16 protein-coding genes are annotated in these 19,902 nt (G+C 38.2%); 4 read left to right on the top strand and 12 right to left on the bottom strand.

The features are described from left to right. The first annotated feature begins 17 nt into the window (after positions 1–17). The 3 genes from ACFO5T_RS14680 to ACFO5T_RS14690 all read left to right on the top strand — a co-directional run bounded on the left by ACFO5T_RS14680 (position 18) and on the right by ACFO5T_RS14690 (position 3,308). Positions 18–1,154 (top strand): TlpA disulfide reductase family protein, encoded by a 1,137-nt coding sequence (locus tag ACFO5T_RS14680; protein WP_038600527.1) that lies wholly within the window; start codon positions 18–20, stop codon positions 1,152–1,154. Positions 1,155–1,221: 67 nt separating this feature from the next. Continuing rightward, a complete protein-coding gene (locus tag ACFO5T_RS14685) occupies positions 1,222–2,295 on the top strand; it encodes an endonuclease/exonuclease/phosphatase family protein (protein WP_380035920.1) in 1,074 nt (357 codons plus the stop codon). Between the two features lie 134 nt (positions 2,296–2,429). Continuing rightward, positions 2,430–3,308: a mechanosensitive ion channel family protein gene (locus ACFO5T_RS14690; protein ID WP_380035923.1), complete on the top strand. Its 879-nt coding sequence runs from the start codon at positions 2,430–2,432 to the stop codon at positions 3,306–3,308. 82 nt (positions 3,309–3,390) lie between these two features. Here ACFO5T_RS14690 and ACFO5T_RS14695 read toward each other — a convergent pair whose 3' ends face one another. The 3 genes from ACFO5T_RS14695 to ACFO5T_RS14705 all read right to left on the bottom strand — a co-directional run bounded on the left by ACFO5T_RS14695 (position 3,391) and on the right by ACFO5T_RS14705 (position 8,022). After that, positions 3,391–4,650, bottom strand: coding sequence for an aminotransferase class I/II-fold pyridoxal phosphate-dependent enzyme (locus ACFO5T_RS14695; protein ID WP_035328391.1), 1,260 nt, complete (start codon positions 4,648–4,650; stop codon positions 3,391–3,393). A gap of 135 nt (positions 4,651–4,785) precedes the next feature. Continuing rightward, positions 4,786–5,826 carry a PLP-dependent cysteine synthase family protein gene (locus tag ACFO5T_RS14700; protein ID WP_035328387.1) on the bottom strand — a complete coding sequence of 347 codons (1,041 nt, stop codon included), beginning with the start codon at positions 5,824–5,826 and terminating at the stop codon, positions 4,786–4,788. Positions 5,827–5,961: 135 nt separating this feature from the next. Next, positions 5,962–8,022 carry a S9 family peptidase gene (locus ACFO5T_RS14705; protein WP_380035927.1) on the bottom strand — a complete coding sequence of 687 codons (2,061 nt, stop codon included), beginning with the start codon at positions 8,020–8,022 and terminating at the stop codon, positions 5,962–5,964. A gap of 124 nt (positions 8,023–8,146) precedes the next feature. On the opposite strand from ACFO5T_RS14705, the gene ACFO5T_RS14710 reads away from it, so the two are divergent. Beyond that, on the top strand, positions 8,147–8,470 hold the full coding sequence (locus tag ACFO5T_RS14710; RefSeq protein WP_035328382.1) for a YbaB/EbfC family nucleoid-associated protein: 324 nt from the start codon (positions 8,147–8,149) through the stop codon (positions 8,468–8,470). Between the two features lie 151 nt (positions 8,471–8,621). Here ACFO5T_RS14710 and ACFO5T_RS14715 read toward each other — a convergent pair whose 3' ends face one another. From ACFO5T_RS14715 to ACFO5T_RS14755, 9 genes are all read right to left on the bottom strand, one after another. Beyond that, positions 8,622–9,728: an OmpA family protein gene (locus ACFO5T_RS14715; protein ID WP_038600509.1), complete on the bottom strand. Its 1,107-nt coding sequence runs from the start codon at positions 9,726–9,728 to the stop codon at positions 8,622–8,624. Between the two features lie 205 nt (positions 9,729–9,933). Beyond that, on the bottom strand, positions 9,934–10,953 hold the full coding sequence (locus ACFO5T_RS14720) for a threonine aldolase family protein (protein WP_380035932.1): 1,020 nt from the start codon (positions 10,951–10,953) through the stop codon (positions 9,934–9,936). 71 nt (positions 10,954–11,024) lie between these two features. Further along, positions 11,025–13,418: a zinc-dependent metalloprotease gene (locus tag ACFO5T_RS14725; protein WP_380035935.1), complete on the bottom strand. Its 2,394-nt coding sequence runs from the start codon at positions 13,416–13,418 to the stop codon at positions 11,025–11,027. A gap of 285 nt (positions 13,419–13,703) precedes the next feature. Further along, positions 13,704–14,252, bottom strand: coding sequence for a DUF4252 domain-containing protein (locus tag ACFO5T_RS14730; RefSeq protein WP_380035938.1), 549 nt, complete (start codon positions 14,250–14,252; stop codon positions 13,704–13,706). A gap of 1 nt (position 14,253) precedes the next feature. Continuing rightward, a complete protein-coding gene (locus ACFO5T_RS14735; protein WP_375252401.1) occupies positions 14,254–14,790 on the bottom strand; it encodes a DUF4252 domain-containing protein in 537 nt (178 codons plus the stop codon). Positions 14,791–14,809: 19 nt separating this feature from the next. Beyond that, positions 14,810–15,247: a hypothetical protein gene (locus ACFO5T_RS14740; RefSeq protein ID WP_375252402.1), complete on the bottom strand. Its 438-nt coding sequence runs from the start codon at positions 15,245–15,247 to the stop codon at positions 14,810–14,812. After that, the gene (locus ACFO5T_RS14745) at positions 15,234–15,743 is read right to left on the bottom strand and encodes an RNA polymerase sigma factor (RefSeq protein ID WP_380035943.1); all 510 of its coding nucleotides are present in this window, start codon (positions 15,741–15,743) and stop codon (positions 15,234–15,236) included. The genes ACFO5T_RS14740 and ACFO5T_RS14745 overlap by 14 nt, the downstream gene beginning before the upstream one ends. A 169-nt stretch (positions 15,744–15,912) precedes the next feature. Further along, positions 15,913–17,799 (bottom strand): membrane protein insertase YidC, encoded by a 1,887-nt coding sequence (gene yidC / locus ACFO5T_RS14750; RefSeq protein ID WP_380035946.1) that lies wholly within the window; start codon positions 17,797–17,799, stop codon positions 15,913–15,915. 83 nt (positions 17,800–17,882) lie between these two features. Next, positions 17,883–19,517 (bottom strand): CTP synthase, encoded by a 1,635-nt coding sequence (locus ACFO5T_RS14755; RefSeq protein ID WP_380035949.1) that lies wholly within the window; start codon positions 19,515–19,517, stop codon positions 17,883–17,885. Between the last annotated feature and the right edge of the window lie 385 nt (positions 19,518–19,902).

The following is a 19,902-nucleotide window of genomic DNA, read 5'->3' on the forward strand; positions in this document are numbered from 1 at the left end:
ACTTAAAATAATCATTTATGAAACAATTAGTAGCGATAACCGTACTTTTATTACTTTATTCTTGTGGGAATAATGATATTTCTCCAATACAAGGAACCGCTGCTGGTATGCCAGATGGCACAGAGCTTTATCTAGAAGAACTGGGGTCTAACAATAAGCGTATAGCTCTAGACACTGCCCAGGTAACTGCCGAAACTTTTACTTTTAAAAAACCAATAACAGAGGGTACTGGTATTTTAATCTTGAGCCAAGGCAAACCTAATAACCAACTCTTACTAGTAAAGGATGCAAAACCTCTTACTGTAGAATTGTACAAAGATAGTCTAGGCGCATCAATTGTGACAGGAAGTTTAGAAAATGAATTATTTAATTCTTACAGAAATAGCGCTAGACAGACAGCTGTAAAAAAACAACAATACATTAAAGAAATGCAAAAAGCGCAACGTGAGACAGATGGCGTAATGGTCACACTTATGCGTGAAAAAATAGCAGATATAGACGAGCAATTTATTGTTGATAAAAAGGCAGTAGTAGAGAATAATACAGACAAGATGGTCTCAATCATAGCTCTATCTGATCTTATTAATGCAAAAGTTCTTAAAGTAGATGAGTCTGATGCTTATTTCCAGAGCTTATCAAAAGACATACAAGATTCTCCTATAGGTGAAAGCGTAGAAAATTATATCGCACAACTCAAATCACAACGTATTGCCAGTGCTCTAGCTAGTGTAGGTAATAAAGCGCCTGAGTTTAGCGCAAAGACTCCAGAAGGTAAAGAACTTGCCTTATCTGATGCATTAGGAAAGTATACTATCATAGACTTCTGGGCATCGTGGTGTAGGCCTTGCCGTATGGAAAATCCTAATGTTGTAAACGTATATAACCAGTATCACGATAAAGGACTTAATATTATAAGTGTATCCCTAGACAGACCAGGTCAAGAAGCTAGGTGGAAAAAAGCTATTAAAGATGATAAAATGGACTGGTACCACGTCTCTAACTTAAATTACTGGCAAGACCCAATACCTAGAAGCTATGGTGTGCGTGCAATACCAGCTACATTTTTACTTGATGAGAATGGCGTTATTATCGCAAAAGACCTAAGAGGATCTGCCCTAGGTGCAAAAATGAAAGAGCTTTTAGGTGACAGCTAAAAGCTGTCATCACAAAGTATTGTAAAAAATATAGCAAATATCATATAGCCTGTTTACATTTACTACTATGTTAATAGGGCTTATCTGTTTGTTTATTGTAGCACCACTGCTACCGCTATTGCCTATATCTCACTGGACCGTTAGGTTTTTTGATTTTGTGCGATTACAAACGGCTGTTATACAAGTTATACTCATTGCCCTTGCTTTTATTTTCTGGAAGCAATTTAATGTCGTGCAAATAATTGCTATTACTGCCATTGCAGCTGTACTGCTATACCAGGTCATTCTTATAAGACCATACACGCCTTTTTATCACAGACGTAAGCCTAAGCAGCAATTTCACAAAGAACAACTCACGCTGGTCACAGCAAACGTTTTACAGACCAATACAAATTATGATGACTTTATAAAGCTCATAAAGGAAAGCAAGCCTCACATATTCATTACGATGGAGTCAGACCAAAAGTGGGATGATGCCATCTCTATGGCATTTCCAGAGTATATACATACTGTAAAGGCTACGCTAGATAATTTTTATGGGATGCATATCTATTCTAAAATTCCCTTTAAGAGTGCAGATATACACTATCTAGTAGAAAAGGATATTCCTTCTATACATTGCGAGATAAACTACGCAAACCAGCTATTTAATCTAATTGCAATACACCCTGCTCCACCGAGTCCTACAGAAAATGAAACGTCAAAAGAACGTGATGCAGAGCTTATGCTTGTGGGTAAAAAATGTAGAGAGTCACAAGACGCTACCGTGGTATGTGGTGATCTTAATGATGTGGTATGGTCTAAAACCTCACGCCTTTTTAGTAAAATGACAGGATATCTTGACCCACGAGTAGGAAGAGGGTTGTATCCATCCTTCCACGCAAACTACTGGTTACTTAGATTTCCGCTAGATCATTTATTTTATTCAAAGGATTTGCACGTTACACAAATGAAGCGCTTACCGCGCTTTGGTTCAGATCATTTTGCAATGTATTATAACATCGCTTTCCCGCTCGTAGATGTAGATGTTCCTAACCCTAGTATGTCAAAAGAAGAAGTTCAAGACATTAAAGAAATCATAGCAGATGGAAAGATATCTGCCCGCATTGCAGAGCAAGAAGAACTAGAGGCCACGAGATAGCTTTCGCGAAAGCGTACTCCTATTTTCTTAATTTTTTTTAGAAATACCCATATTTACTAGTTAATGAAGGTTAAATGAGATAGAAATTTTAACATTTGGTAGTAATTTGGTTTCAAACCAAAGAAAAAACCCGAATGGATAAAATAACAGCATCATTAAATAACCTATCGACCAAATTATGGGGATGGGTAGAAGCATTTATAAGAAACCTTCCTAATCTAGCAGTCGCTATACTTGTACTCGTGATCGCATACTTTGTATCACGCCTAGTAAATAAGTACTCACAAAAAGTAGTAAAGAAGTATGTACCGCAAAAATCTATTACAAAACTTATAGGTAGAGCTCTTGCCGTAATCGTTGTGCTTGTAGGCTTATTTCTTGCCTTAGGCGTTCTTAATCTCGATAAAACGCTCAACACACTTATAGCCGGTGCCGGTGTATCTGGACTCGTTATAGGTCTCGCCTTGCAAGGAGCGCTTGCAAATGGTATTGCAGGGATTATACTCTCCTTTAGAAAACGAGTTAATATAGGCGATTGGGTAGAAACTAGTGGTTATACTGGCTATGTAGAGGATATAAAACTTAATAATTTTAGTATACGTGAACCAGATAACAATATTGTAATCATTCCTAACAAAACAATTACAGATAATCCTTTAAAAAATTACTCTATCACAGACCGCGCACGCATTATTATAGAATGTGGTGTAGGCTATGAATCTGATCTTGAGATGGTAGAAAAACTCACAAAGGATACTATAAACAATACGTTTGCACAAAACGGATCTAATGAAGAGGTAGAATTCTTTTACACAGCCTTTGGCGGCAGTTCTATAGACTTTGTATGTCGTTACTGGGTAGACTGTGAAAACGGCAAGGATAAGCTCACAGCAAAGCATAAAGGGATGCTAGCAATTAAGAAAGCCTTTGATGCAAATGATGTAAATATCCCATTCCCTATTAGAACACTTCAATTTGATAACAAGCTATCAATGGTAAGTGAAAGTGAATAGTTGTTATTGCGCTTTCGCGAAAGCATAAAAAAACCCGTTACTATATCTAGTAACGGGTTTTCATTTTTATTATAGTTGAAACTTAAGCTCCAAAAGCCTCAGCCACCTTTGCCGAAAGTCTCTTGTACGTTCCATTATCAAGACGCTCACGTATCGCCTCAAAAGCGTTAAGTGTTTCTTCTACGTCTGTAAGCGTATGTGATGCCGTAGGTATCATTCTAAGAAGTATAAGACCTTTAGGTATTACAGGGTATACTACAATAGAACAGAACACTCCGTGGTTCTCACGCAAGTCTTTTACAAGTGCCATTGCTTCTGGCACAGATCCTTTAAGATATACTGGTGTTACACAAGATTGTGTTGTACCTATATCAAAACCTCTTTCCTTAAGACCACCTTGTAATGCATTTACATTCTCCCATAACTTCTCACGAAGTTCTGGCATAGAGCGTAGCATATCTAGTCTCTTAAGTGCTCCTACCACAAGTTGCATTTGCAGTGACTTTGCAAACATTTGTGAACGTAGGTTATATTTTAAGTAATCTATTATTTCTTGATCTCCAGCAATAAATGCTCCTGTAGATGCCATAGATTTTGCAAAGGTTGCAAAGTATACATCTATATCATCTTGAACACCTTGCTCCTCACCTGCTCCTGCACCAGTAGCACCTAGTGTACCAAAACCGTGTGCATCGTCCACAAGTAAACGGAAATTAAATTTTTTCTTAAGAGCAACTATCTCCTTTAGTTTCCCTTGCTCTCCACGCATACCAAATACACCTTCAGAAATCACTAAGATTCCTCCGCCAGTTTGCTCTGCCATTTTTGTAGCACGCTCAAGATTTTTTTCGATACTTGCCATATCGTTATGCTTGTAGGTAAAACGTTTACCCATATGCAGTCTCACACCGTCTATAATACAAGCGTGGGTATCTACATCATACACAATGATATCATCCTTACCTACCAGCGCGTCTATAGTAGACATAATACCCTGGTAACCAAAGTTAAGTAAGTAAGCTGCTTCCTTTTGTACAAAGGCAGCACACTCATTTTGAAGTTGCTCGTGTAGCTCTGTATGACCAGACATCATACGAGCACCCATAGGGTAAGCAGATCCATAGTCTGCAGCTGCTTGTGCGTCTACTGCTCTTACTTCTGGACGATTTGCAAGACCTAAATAATCATTTACACTCCACGTGATCACTTCTTTCCCTTGAAACTTCATACGGTTAGAAATAGGCCCTTCTAACTTTGGGAATACAAAATATCCCTCTGCTACTGATGCCCATTTACCTAATGGTCCCTTATCCTTGTAAATTTTATCAAATAAATCTTTCATATGCTTGTTTTGAAAACAGGTGCAAAAGTACACAATTTTGACATTTTTACCTAACAGTAAAATCGAATAGTATGAATGCCAAAAACAAAAAACTCCTACACGAGGTAGGAGTTTAAATATACGTAATATTTTAGATTACTTTATGTATTCTATAGTTGCGACAGCTTCTTCATTTTGACTATCAAAAAAGCCTTGGTCGCTCATCCATTTATCAGAGAAGACCTTACTCATATAACGGCTTCCGTGATCTGGAAATATTATAACTACTTTACTATCTTTTGTAAATTCTCCTTGTGCAGCTAGCTGCTTTACACCTTGTATAGCGGCACCACTTGTATAACCTACAAAAAGGCCCTCTGTAGTAGCGATTTCTCTAGCACTATGTGCTGCCTCTTCATCACTCACTTTTACAAACTCATCTATAGCATCAAAATCTGTAGCAGTAGGTATTAAGTTTTTACCTAAACCTTCTATTCTGTAAGGGTAAATCTCTGTAGCGTCAAACTCACGAGTCTGGTGATACTTTTGAATCACAGATCCATAGGCATCTATCCCTATCACTTTTATCTCTGGATTTTGCTCTTTTAAAAATCTAGCAGTTCCAGATATTGTACCACCTGTACCACTACAAGCTATAAGGTGTGTAATCTCTCCCTTAGTCTGACTCCATACTTCGGGACCTGTAGAGAGGTAATGAGCATCTATATTAAGCTCATTAAAGTACTGGTTAATGTATACAGACCCTTTTGTTTCTTCGTGTAGACGCTTTGCAACACTATAATAAGATCTTGAGTCGTCTGCACTCACATTTGCAGGACATACATACACCTTTGCTCCCATTGCTTTAAGAGCATCTATTTTATCTGGCGAAGATTTTGAGCTAACTGCAAGTATACACTCATATCCTTTTATGATACTCACCATTGCAATACTAAAACCTGTGTTACCAGATGTAGTCTCTATAATAGTATCGCCGGGTTTAAGTACTCCAGTACGCTCTGCCTCCTCTATAATGTGAAGAGCTATACGATCTTTTGAAGAGTGACCTGGGTTAAAAGCTTCGACTTTGGCTAAAAATTCACCGTCAAAATCGGCTGTTATGCTATTTAATTTTATGAGGGGCGTGTTACCTATAAGTTGTAACGCGTTATCATAAACGTTTAAGTCCTTGTTCATATATCTAGGTTAGTGCCTTGCGCAGTTTCTGGTTAAAACGTGCGCGCAAAACAGAGCAAAAATACTATAATTTTTAAAAATAAGATCTTTCTTAGTGGTTCTATTCCATACAGTTATAAACATCAAGCTGTAGCATTACTTAGTAATCCCCTCTAAATCAAGCAAAAACGCATAATCTTGCGCCACCTCTTTTAAGGCTTCAAAACGCCCTGATGCTCCACCGTGACCCGCATCCATATTGCACTGGAAGATGATTTGGTTATTAGAAATGTTGTTCTCCCTAAGTTTTGCTACCCATTTTGCAGGTTCCCAGTATTGCACCTGGCTATCGTGATAACCTGTGGTTACTAGTATATTAGGGTACGCTTTCGCGAAAGCGTTATCATAAGGACTGTAACTCTTCATATATTCATAATACTCCTTATCATTAGGGTTTCCCCACTCATCATACTCTCCCGTTGTGAGTGGTATGGTATCATCAAGCATCGTTGTAACTAAATCTACAAATGGAACAGCAGCGATAACCCCGTTATAGAGCTCTGGCGCCATATTTATAACTGCACCTATAAGTAAACCTCCCGCAGAGCCTCCGTATGCATAAAGATGTTTTGATGATGTGTAATTTTGTGCTATCAAAAATTTCGAAACATCAATAAAATCTGTAAAAGTGTTTTTCTTTTTTAGCAGTTTTCCATCTTCATACCATTTACGACCTAGATACTCCCCTCCTCGTATATGCGCAATGGCATAGATAAAACCTCTATCAAGTAAAGAAAGACGTATACTACTAAAGGATGGATCTATGGTGCTTCCGTAGCTTCCGTATGCATATTGCAGTAGGGGAGCGTTTCCGTCTAGCACTGTATCTTTATGATAAACGATTGAGATTGGAATTTTTGCACCATCTTGGGCTGGTGCCCAGATACGCTCCATCTTATAATTATCTTTTGAGAAGTTTTCACCCATAATTTCTTGTTCTTTAAGAACCGTTTTTTCTTGAGTTTTCATATCAAAGTCTACAACAGATGCAGGCGTATTTAAAGCATTGTAAGCATATCTAAGAATATGAGTATCAAAATCTATATTTGTCGTAGGGTATGCATCATAAGTCTCATTATCAAAAGGAAGGTAATAGTCTACGCTATCATCCCAACTTTTGATTCTTATCTTATTTAACCCGTTGCTACGCTCACTTATCACTAAGTACTCCTTAAAAATCTCAACGTCTTCTATAAGCGTGTCTTCTCTGTGAGGTATAAGGTCTTCCCAGTGCTGCATCGCTGTTTGATATTCTGGGGTTCTCATTACCTTAAAGTTAGTAGCCTTATCTTTATTAGTCTGTATATAAAACGCGTCATCATAGTGCGATACTGCATACTCAAGACCTCGTGTACGCTCTTGAAAAACTTTAAAGTCTGTTGTTCCTCGGGCTGCAGATGCAAATCTAAACTCACTCGTCATCGTACTGTCAGAACCTATGAGAATATATTTTTTAGACTTTGACTTAAATACATAAGTATAAAATGTCTCGTCGTCTTCTTGATAAACGAGCACATCTTCACTAGGATCTGTACCTAATGTGTGTTTAAATATCTGGTTAGAGCGTAGTGTCTCTTCGTCTTTTCTGGAATAATAGACAGTTTTATTATCATTTGCCCATACAGCTCCCCCTGTTGTATTTTTAATTTCAGTATTAAGAATCTCTCCAGTAACGAGATTTTTAAAACGTATGGTATACTGGCGTCTACTTACGGTATCAATACCGTAAGCCGCAATGGTATTATCTTCTGAGACAGAATAGCTAGCTTGACTAAAATAAGAATGACCAATAGCCATCTCATTATTATCAAAAACGATGATCTCTGGAGCATCTAAATTTCCCTCTTTTCTACAATATAGCGGGTAATCCTTACCTGTTTCAAAACGTCTGTAATACCAATAGCCATTGTGCTTATAAGGTACTGAAGCATCATCTTCTTTTATCCTACCTTTCATCTCCTCAAAAAGTTCAGCTTGAAATGCTTTGGTATGAGCCGTCATTTCATTGTAATACCTATTTTCTTCTTCAAGGTGTGATAACACCTCCGGACTATCTCTTTCATTCATCCAGAAATAATCGTCTACTCGTATATCATTATGCTTTTCTAGTTGAACAGGTGATTTTTTGGCTACAGGTGGTTTGTTATTTTTTATCAAGACCTTATATATTTTATAGAAATGCAAAAGTACAACCCATCTGTCTAACAATTCTGGCTTGTATGAAATAGGTCTTCAATGCTTTTAATAACTTTGTACTCACTAATGATTAAAAAAAATACATATGTTTGGAGATATGATGGGCTTAATGGGTAAACTACAAGAAGCCAAAGCAAAAGCCGAAGAAACTAAAGAAAGACTTAAAACAGTTTTAATAGACGAAGCATCGTCAGACCAATTACTTAAAACGACTGTGACAGCAAGTGGCCGTATAAAAGAGATTAGCCTTGATGAAGCGTTACTAGAAGATAAAGAACAACTAGAAGACTATCTTGTATTAACCCTTAATAAAGCGCTTGAGAAGGCACAAGATATACACGATACAGAAATGGCTGCCGTTGCTAAGGAAGGTATGCCTAACATACCAGGAATGGATATGTTTAAATAACACAACATATATACTGTATTAAAAAAGGCATCCACATAGCGTGGTAGCCTTTTTTTGTTCTAATCACTTATTAGAATATGAAGCAAAAAAAAGCGCCTTCATAATGAAGGCGCTTTACTATATAACTGATTAGCTAGTGCTAATATAAGTCTTAGTTATTGATAAGACGGAATTCAGTACGACGGTTTGCAGCGTGCTGACGCTCAGTACAAGAAACACCATCTGCACAACGGTTTTTAAGCTTACGCTCACCAAATCCGTTTGCTACAAGAAGACTGTTGTTTACTCCCTTAGAGATAAGGTAGTTTGCTACAGACTGTGCACGACGCTCAGAAAGATCTTGGTTAGAAGAAGCAGCTCCTCTAGAATCTGTGTGAGAAGCGATCTCTAATTTTACACCTGGGTTTTCAGCAAGTAATGGCATTAATCTAGTATCGATAATGTTTTTTGCAGCAGGAGTCAAAGTTGCAGAGTTAGTATTCCAGTTGATAGGAAGTGCTTGGTACTCAACAAGAGCACACTCAACTTCTCTCCAAGTAGTAAGACCACCTTTTTGCTTAAGAACTTCTTTAGATACAGTGTCAAAAGTTGCAGCAACTACTTCTTCAGTAGTAGTAGCATCCTTTACAAGTACAGTTTTAGTGATAGTTGCAAACTCAGCAGGAACTTCTTCCTCAACTACTCTTGCAGGCTGATCTACAACTCTCTTAGTGTAAGTTCCGTTTGCAGAACCTCCTGGAGTAGACTGTACTGTTGCATCTGAAGCAAGTACACGCTTAGATACTGTAGTATACTCAGCTGGGTACCCTTTATAACACCAGTAACGACAATCGTCTGGGTTAGAAGAAGCACAATCAGGAGCTGGAGCACCTAATTCCCACTGCGCATAAGCAGATTTTACTTCGATAGTCTCAGTATCGTTAGAAAAAGAAGCAGGAACTACTCTTAAAGAAGAACCAGAAGTACTCTTTACATAAGTTACTGTTTCAGTTTTGTAAGTAGCTGGTATTACTCTAAGACGCTTAGAAGCCTCTTTTACCATTACACGCTCAGTTACTGTGTCGTATTGAGCAGGTACAACTTTAAGTACTTTGTAAGCTGGTGTTTTTTGGATCTGTACACTCTGAGTCTCATAGATGTCTGGAGTTGTACAACGTACGTAACATTTACCTGGTTCTGGATTAGTAGGTAAATCTTGTGCTTGAACATTTGCAAATGCAAATCCTACTAGGGCACATAAAAATAAAATTTTCTTCATAATAATTGATAGTTAAAAGATTAAAGTGTTGGAATTCAATTTAAAAGTACAAAAATAACCGCTTTCCCTTATAAAGACGTTAACTTTTTTTTTAAGAAAGTTCAAAAGGGATTAAATACGTATTTAGACCGACCAACAACACAAAAAAATCGAATCTTTAAGCAATGATGTATTTTACTCAAATAATTTAAATCTAATAACAGCCTCAAAATCTGGCTAAAACGTCTAAAACACGTGCGTGAGCAGTTTTATCGTAATCATAATGAGTCACTATTCTTAATTTACCTTGTCCCATATCACTTATAGCTATTTGATTTTCAAAAAGATAGTTAGTAAAAGAAGCCACATCTATAGTATCCTTAAGGTTAAATATTATAATGTTTGTCTCAGTAGACTCAACAGATTTAATGTAAGCTTGATCTTTTAGTAATATTGCTATTTCTTGAGCTCGCTGGTGATCTTCTGCCATTCTATCTACGTGGTGGTCTAACGCATACAGGCCAGCAGCGGCCATATACCCTACCTGGCGCATACCACCACCTAAAACTTTACGCACACGCATTGCCTTATCCATAAATTGTCGTTTTCCTATAAGAACAGAGCCCATAGGAGCTCCAAGGCCTTTTGAAAGACATACAGATATAGTGTCAAATAGTTCTCCATAACTAGACGGCTCCTCTCCTTTTGCCACAAGGGCATTCCATAATCGTGCACCATCTAGGTGTAAACCTAAGCCGTGATTATTACACACTGCTTTAATTTTCTTTATCTCTTCTAGATCATAACAAGCTCCTCCACCTTTATTTGTTGTGTTTTCTAGACACACCAATGTAGTGAGCGGACTATGATAAAAATCCGGCGGATTTATAGCTGCCTCTACTTGAGATGCACTTATCATACCCCTATTACCATTTATAAGTTTGCACGATACACCACTATTAAAGGATACTCCTCCTCCTTCATAATTATAAACGTGAGCATAAGCATCTGCTATAAGTTGCTCTCCTGGCTGTGTGTGTAACTTAATGGCTGCTTGATTTGCCATACTCCCAGTTGGGAAGTATAGAGCGCTATCCATCTTAAACATTTTTGCCAGGCGACTTTCTAACTCGTTTACTGTCGGGTCCTCCTTGTAAACATCATCACCCACCTGTGCTTGCATCATAAAATCGAGCATAGCCGGAGTTGGTTTTGTGAGTGTATCTGAGCGTAAATCTATTTTCATTAATTCTAGTGTATGATATAATTATAATATGTGGTGGTGAGTTTTAAGATTACGCTTTCGCGAAAGCGTACTTACATACATCCTATAGGTGATCCATCTGGAATTTTTGGAGATGGTAACACCTTAAACTTTTCTGGTGCTTTTAAGAATGTCTCAATTTCATCTACCATAAATACTGCATTTGCATCTGTAGTTTGACTAGCGAGTTTTGCTCTCACCTGTTTAAGCTGTGCTCTTGTAAAAGCTTTAGTCTGTGGTATAGACTTACTATGCGCCGAAAGATTCATAAGATGTTTAAGTACATTGTAATTTATAGTTTGTTGTACTCCTGCTTTATAAGAATCTTGCTCATTACTGAATATGGTGCTATTTACAAGCGTAGAGAGCATTCCATCAAGTCCCATTTGAGACGGGTCTATCGCCTTCTGCTGTACAAGTCTGTTTGCTCTTTCTGGATGAAGAAGCACTGACAACGTCATATCACTTGCTGTTGCTGCAGCACCTAAAGCATCAAAGCCTACACCATCGTTACTTTTAAAACTTTCACGTGATCTCCCATACCCTTGTGCTCGAGGAGGGAATAATCCCAACTTGTCTTTAGGTATAGCCAGTTCTGTTGCCTTCAAGGTTTTTAAAACACTACTAAGCGCTGCTTTTTGCTCATCAGCGTCAAGAATTTTTGTAACGTCAAGATTATTATCTCCTTTTACAGCATAGTTATACTCAAGACCTCCTACCATTTTTACCGCCGCCTCAGTTTGATATCTGTGGTAAAAATATAGTGGCACAAATACATCTTCAAGCACAGAGTACGGCTCATTGCTACGTATATTATCTACAGAGAAGTTTGCGATAGCCCCTTTTCTTAAAGCAAGCATTTTATCTAACTCTTGGTAAGCACTAGCGCCATTATCCCATAGGTGCGCCTTAGCGTGAGCTCCCCCCTGCGGTCTTGCATCACTATCTGTTATATAACGTAAGCCACTTTGCTCTGCTTTAGTTAAAATAGTATTGAGATAGTCTTTTTCTGAAACTCCCTTAGGAGCCACTCCGTAGTTATACTGTACAGTAACTTTATCCCACTCTCCTATACCTGTTGCATAGGCATTAGAAAAATCTACTTCACTTCCATCCCACGTAAGTGTAGGGTGCGGATAATCCATAACACTAGCTCTACCGTTTGAACTTGCTGCAAAGTTGTGTGCAAACCCTATAGTGTGACCTACCTCGTGAGCACTTAACTGTCTTATTCTTGCGAGTGCCATCTCTAGCATAGGCTCATAATTATCATCACGCTCTGCAAAAGGCTTATTCATCAAAGCTTGAGCAATTAAAAAATCTTGACGTATTCTTAAACTCCCTAGGCTTACGTGCCCTTTTATGATCTCCCCTGTACGTGGGTCACGCACGCTTGCTCCATAACTCCACCCTCTTGTACTGCGGTGTACCCATTGTATTACATTGTAACGCACATCCATAGGGTCTGCATCCTTAGGCAACATTTTTACCTGAAATGCATCCTTAAATCCCGCCGACTCATATGCTTGGTTCCACCAGCTTGCTCCCTCAAGTAATGCAGATCTTACTGGCTCTGGTGTACCAGGATCTAGGTAGTAGATAATAGGCTCTACCGCTTCACTCATTGCTGCATTAGGATTTTTCTTCTCCAGTCTATGACGGTTAGCATAGCGCTTTACTATAGGCTCTTGTACCGGTGTTGCATAATCTAGGTATGTAGTTGCGTTTACTCCAGCACGAGGATCAAAAGGACGAGGCACGTACTTATTATCTGGCAACTTTACAAATGAGTAGTGCTGTACCACAGTGAGTGCCTTTGCATCTGGAGAAACAGAGCGTATGTTTCTTCCCGTTGGGCTGCCTTTAAAAGTGAGTAGCGCCTCAAACTCTGTGTTTTCTGGAAAGGCCTTTGTGCGCTCCATATACATAGCGCTTCTTGTTTTGTCTAATTTATAAGTACCTTCCTTACCACGTTTTAATCTCGCAGCTACACCGTGTGTGTCTTCTAGTAAAAACGGTGTGAAGTCTATGAGGTACTTCCCCCCTTTTTGCTCTTTTATAGGAAAGCCAAAGAGTACAGACTTTGCAAAGGCTTCTTCTATTGATTTGCGTTCTAGCTCATTTGTAGTATTTGCTCTGTAGCGCATATTAGGCTGTACGAGCATTATTTTATTACCTACTTTCTGAAATTTTACTACTGCATTACCCCCTAGTTGTCCTCTATCTAGACCTATGTCGTTGCTTCCTAAGCCTGTGCGCAGTGAGTGTACGTATAAAAACTCTTCATCTAGCTTATCTACCTCTACATATATCTTATCATCACTCTCATCATAATGCAGTGTGAAAAAACCTTTTGAGGTTACTAGATCTTTTTTTGAATCTAAAAACTGTGCAAAGGTGCTGGTTGCGACTAATAAACAAATGGCGAGAATGCTGTATTTTTTCATATCGTAAAATTAGGTTGTCTAAGATACACGTTTAGATGAAAATATACTTGCCAATTATAGGGTACTAAGGGAGTACTCTAGAAATCTCATAGCTAGCCCCGATTGTAGTGTAAATCCCGCAGGGCTGGCTGCGCCATCCCGAGGAATTGCAACGTAAAGCGGGATACTGCTCTTGTAAATACACCTGCTGAATGTGCTCCAAAAAAAAGAGGCAACCTTGCGGGTACCTCTATATATGGAAAGCCTATCGCCAAATAGGGCTTATGCGTTCAACATTTTTTGACTTTATTTATTATCAAAAACTTCCATAATGCTTCCAAATTGTGATACATCTATATCACTCTTTTCTAGAGACTCTGCCATACGCATCATATCTCCTATGTTCATATCATTACCTAGTAAGCGAGCAAGCATAAAGCCTTTATTATCATCTGCACCAAAGAAGATTACCTCATCTATAGCATCTTCTTCTCCTTTAAAATAGAGACGCATTTGCCCCATATCTCCACTGGCTTTCATAAGCTCCTCATAATCATCTGAGGTAAGGATCTCTTTTACCTTGTCTCGCTCTACTTGCATTGCTGCCGTATCACCAGACTTAGTCTGGTATGCCATAAGGTTTATTTTACGCACGGTTTTAAAAACCTCTTGCTGCTCTTCACTTAACGCCTCAACATTTTTACCTAGTAAACTAGTAGGTACGTCTACAAGAATAAAGTCACCGTTTTCTTGATTATCTACATAATACTCTTGCAACGATTGTTTATTACTACAACTTGCAAGTGTGAGCAATACCGCAAAGGCTGCTACTACTGTTTTTATTGTGTTATACATATTATGCCTTTTTTGCGTTTTGAACTTCCTTAAGAGCTTCACTCCCTTTAAAATCTAGGTCTTGAGCTAGCTTAGATATTTGCTTTAAATCTATGTTTCCAGTTACCTGAAAGAATACAGCACGTTGCTCACCTTCCATATTTCCGTTTAAGAACATTACAAACTCTTTTACATAGTCTTCACTACTTCCTTCTTTATAGTAAAACTTTACATTCTTACCATCATCTTTTGCTCGCATTAGTTCTTGTAAACCGCTGCTTGCTATGTAGCCTTTCATAGAGGCGTTCATCTGGTCCATTATACCTGCATTTGCACTGGTATACATCTTTACATTTTCTAGGTTATCTACTAGGTTTATGTATTGCTGCATCTCTGGGTCTGATGAGTTAAGATCTACTTTACTGAGTAGCTTAAACATCTTCTGATTCATTACTATAGAGCTTACTCCTTTAAGATCTTCGTACTTATCAAAAGGGCTCTGGGCGTTACTTGCTAGGGTTACTAAGGCAAGAGCTGCTATCATTATTAACTTTTTCATCTTCTTTGTTTTTTGATTTTTATTTAAATAAGGTGCTAGAGGCTTTGTCAAATTCTTCTACCACATCTAGCTGTGTGGTGCTACTGTTAATCATTTGAGACATCATACCAAGGGCTTGCTTGGTTTTTAAGATGGCTACTTCTTCATTTTCATAATTTGTAGAGATACGATTATCTACCTGAGTACCTTGCGTCCAGATTACTAGTCCTACTATTACCGCTGCTGCTGCACTTGCCATAAATCTATATCTAGGCTTGTGCTGCTTAGGTAATACAATAGGTCTATCATAAGTCTCTTCACTTGCTACGGCAAATGCTGTAAACATACTTTCATACTCTTGAAGATGTGGCGCCACGTTATCACCCGTAAAGTAGTCACGTAGTTGTGCTTCTTGCTGGAGCGTAGTACTTCCTTCAAAGTAATCTTCTAGTAGTTTCTCTATATTATGAGATTCCATAATTTCGTTTTTTAATCAATTCTTCTCTTAGTTTTTTGCGGGCTCTAGAGAGTGCTACTCGCACAGCGATCTCATTCATCTGGAGTGCCACGGCAATCTCTGCATTGTCCATTTGCTCTACATCTCTCATTTGTACAATAAGTCGTTGTTGCTCTGGTAGGTCTTCCATAAGTTTAAACACCCACGCGACCTCATCTGTAACCTCAATATGCTTGCTTGTATTACCTGAGTGATCTTCATAATTGTTATGAACGATTTTAAGATTATTGCTTCCCTTAGCTTTAAGCTTATCGTAGCAATAATTTTTTGTCATCGTCATCGCAAATGCTTCAACACTTCGATATTCTTTTATTTTAGACCTTTTTGTCCATAGTCGCAGTAGTACTTCCTGCGTAGCATCTTGCGCCTCATCTTGTGATACGAGCAATCGCTTTGCAACGCGATATATCTTATCCTTAAAAGGATTTACAAGCTTTATGAACGAGTGTTGGTCCATCGATTAATTGGTTAGTTATTAGGAAGACGATACATCATAGGTTTTGTTACAGCGGCTATTACATTTTCTTTTTACGCTTTCGCGAAAGCGCTCTCATACCCCATAAAACTTAAAAAACTCCTACCTGAAGAGGTAGGAGTTTTTGATATGATACTTATAAAGAAGCAGCTTACTTTCTATTTTTCTGCTGTTGCTCTGCTTGCTCCATCATTTGTTGCATTTTCTTTGCAAACTTACCTTGCTTCTTAGGCTTAGCTTTTTTCACTTCTATATTTGCTCTTATCTTCTCTTCGTCGATAATCACATTTTTAATAACTAAGATAATACCTATAGTAAGCAAGTTAGAAATAAAGTAATATAAACTCAGACCACTTGCATACTGGTTAAAGAAAACAAGCATAAGTAATGGTGAGAAGTACATCATATACTTCATCATCTTACTCATATCTGGCATACCTTCTTGAGTAGGCTGTTGCATTTGCTGGTTACCTGTAGTTAATCTCATAGAGAAGAAAATAGTAACTGCAGCTAGTATAGGAAATAAACTCACGTGATCACCATAAAAAGGAATCTCAAACGGAAGCTTTGCAATCTCATCATAGCTAGATAAATCATCTGCCCATAAGAAGCTTTTCCCTCTTAAATCAAACGCAGATGGGAAGAACGTAAATAGCGCATAAAACACTGGAATTTGTAATAACGCTGGTAAACAACCTGCGGCGGGACTTGCCCCTGCCTTACTATACAGCGCCATAGTCTCCTGCTGCTTCTTCATTGCGTTATCTTTATACTTTTCTGAGATAGCAGCAATTTCTGGCTTAAGAATCTTCATCTTAGCCTGTGACGTGTACTGTTTATACTGTACAGGAGATAAAAATAATTTTATAACAATAGTCATTACTATAATGGCAATACCTGCTGGTAAGAATCCAGATAAGAATCCAAAAAACGGAATCACAAGGTACTTGTTTAAGAACCCAAATATTCCCCAACCTAATGGCATAGCCTCATCTAGTCCTTGATCATAAGACTTAAGGATTGTGTAATCTGTAGGGCCATAGTACATCTGCATAGCGTAGTCTAGCTCTCCATTTTTGGCTTCTAGTAAAACGTCAGATCCATATTGTTTTGTAAATATGGTTTCTTCATCTCTATCGTCTGCTTCTTTATAAAGATCTTTTGAGGTAAGTCTCGCTTCTTTAAAAGGTGTCTCAGAGATAAGCATTGAGCTAAAGAAGTGCTGGCGGTAGTTCATCCACACAAGATCCTCTTCTATCTCATCATCATCTCCAGCTGGTGAGAGCTTATCTGTTTTATCTTCTTCATACTTATATGTAAGACGCGTGTATCTATTTTCATAAGACTGGCTACGTGCGTGACGCATCCCTTTAAAGTCCCACTGCATACGCATAGGGTTTGATGTGTTAAGTCTAGTAGAAAGTCCTTGAGAACGCATCCCAAAATCCATCATATAATCGCCTTCCTTAAGTTCGTAACGGTACTCTAGATACTCGTTATTAGAAACCTTAAGCTTCATAGATAACACATCATTGTTACCATTTTTAGAAGGACTAGGCTCAAAAAACAAGTCTTTAGTATTAAGATTACGGTTATCAGACGTACTAAAACTTACATTAAAAGTACTGTTACCATCTTTAATAAGGTATACAGGTATCGAGTCATAAGTGCTATGCTGTAGCAACTTCACCTCTGTTATATATCCACCTTTATTGCTCACTTTAATTTCTAAAACATCGTTAGAAATGGTAGTGGTTGCTCCCTCCTTTGCAGATGGTAATGAGCCAGAGTATGCAAATGCACCTAGTCTGTTTTGTAATGCAATGTTTGTAATAGAGTCTGATGCTACTGCGGGACCTGTTTGTGCAACCGGTAGGCTAGCCACACCTGTATCTTGTGATTCTACCTGCTCTGTTTGTGCTGCTTTCTCAGCTTCTAGCTCTTCGGCTGTAGGCTTATTAAAGTAGATGATCCATAAAAGGATACCTCCCATAAGGAGCATTCCAATAAGTGAATTTGTGTCAAAGTTCTTTTTCATTAATCCTGTTTAGGTGTGTTTTTTGATTACGCTTTCGCGAAAGCGTGATTTTCTCAAAGCAATTTACTCGCCAAAGGGTTTATTTATGCCATACTGGCACGCGTACTGTCTTGAGCATAACTAACGGCTGCTCTCACAAACGCTACAAATAGCGGGTGCGGGTTGCTTACCGTACTCTTATACTCTGGGTGATATTGCACGCCTACAAACCAAGGGTGATCTTCTATTTCTACAATCTCCACAAGACCTGTATCTGGGTTAGTACCTGTAATTTTCATACCGGCTTTTTCTAATCGCTCGCGATATGCGTCATTAAATTCATATCTATGACGGTGTCTTTCCATAATGATTTCATCGCCATATACATCTTTTACAATACTATCTGGCGCAAGCTTACAAACCCAAGCCCCTAGACGCATTGTACCTCCCATATCTGTGATACTCTTTTGCTCCTCCATTATATCTATCACTGGGTGCGGAGTGTTTGGGTCCATCTCTGTCGAGTTTGCTTTTGTAAACTCGCAAACATTTCTTCCGTACTCAATAACTGCCATTTGCATACCAAGGCATATTCCTAAAAACGGAATTTTATGCTCTCTTGCATATTGCACTGCCTTAATTTTACCTTCTATACCGCGCTCTCCAAAACCTGGTGCTACTAGCACACCGTCTAGGTTTGCAATTTTATTTTTAATCACCTCTGGAGTGATATGCTCACTATGTATGCTCTCTATATTTACCCTAACCTCATTTTCTGCACCTGCGTGTATAAATGCTTCAAGTATAGATTTATAAGAATCTTGAAGTTCTACATATTTACCTATAAGGCCTATCGTTACTTCAGATTTTGGGTTTTTATGCTTTGCTAGAAACTCATTCCATCTCGTAAGCTCTGGTTGTGTGGCGTCTGGCAGGTCTAATTTTTTAAGAGATATTGCATCAAGGCCTTCTTCTAGCATCAAGTTTGGTACGTCATATATTGTACTAGCATCTCTAGACTCTATAACAGCTTCTTGCTCTACGTTACAAAAACGTGCAAGTTTTGCCTTAAGATCATACCCTAGCTCGTGTTCTGTACGGCATACAAGTATATCTGCCATAATACCGCTCTCCATAAGTGTTTTTACACTGTGCTGGGTAGGCTTAGTTTTAAGTTCTCCTGCTGCTGCAAGGTATGGTATAAGTGTAAGGTGTATAACCAGCGAGTTCTTTTTACCTAGCTCCCATTTAAGCTGGCGTATACTCTCTATATATGGTAATGACTCTATATCGCCTACAGTTCCTCCTATCTCAGTAATAACGATATCATAATCTCCACTCTTTCCTAAAATCTGGATACGCTCCTTAATCTCATTTGTAATATGAGGTATTACTTGCACTGTTTTACCTAAAAACTCACCTCTACGCTCTTTATCTATCACACTTTGATAGATACGTCCCGTTGTAACATTGTTAGCCTGTGAGGTAGGTGCATTAAGAAAACGCTCGTAATGTCCCAGATCAAGATCTGTCTCTGCACCATCATCTGTTACATAGCATTCTCCGTGCTCATAAGGATTAAGTGTACCAGGATCTATATTAATATAAGGATCTAATTTTTGAATAGTGACTCTGTATCCTCGCGCCTGCAAAAGTTTTGCTAGTGATGCTGCGATAATACCTTTACCTAGTGAAGAGGATACTCCGCCCGTTACGAAGATGTATTTTGTAGATGCCATTTAAGGATTTTCTGAAGGTTCGTTTACGGGGTGTAAAAGTACGGGATTTTAAGGAGAGTACTGCTTAAAATCTCAATATTTATATAAGTACTAGTACTCATAATTATAGAACGGCACACATAAAAATTGTTTCATTTTGATAATCTAACTTCCCTTTATCTGCCGTTTAAATTTTTTGCTCATTTTCAAGACTTTAGAATAATACAAGTAAGAAAAACAGCTGTTTTCTTACTAAATCGTTGTATTGATAAAAAAATGAGATTATTAACTTGTAATATTCTGACTTTCAGCATTTTAATGTAAGTATATTCGGACTAAACAAATAGGTTAAACACCTATAAACTACTGTTTTAACCGATTAAATTTAAATACCCTCAAATCATAC

The sequence above is a fragment of the Dokdonia genika genome (genome assembly GCF_042652845.1).
Taxonomy (GTDB): Bacteria; Bacteroidota; Bacteroidia; order Flavobacteriales; family Flavobacteriaceae; genus Dokdonia; species Dokdonia donghaensis.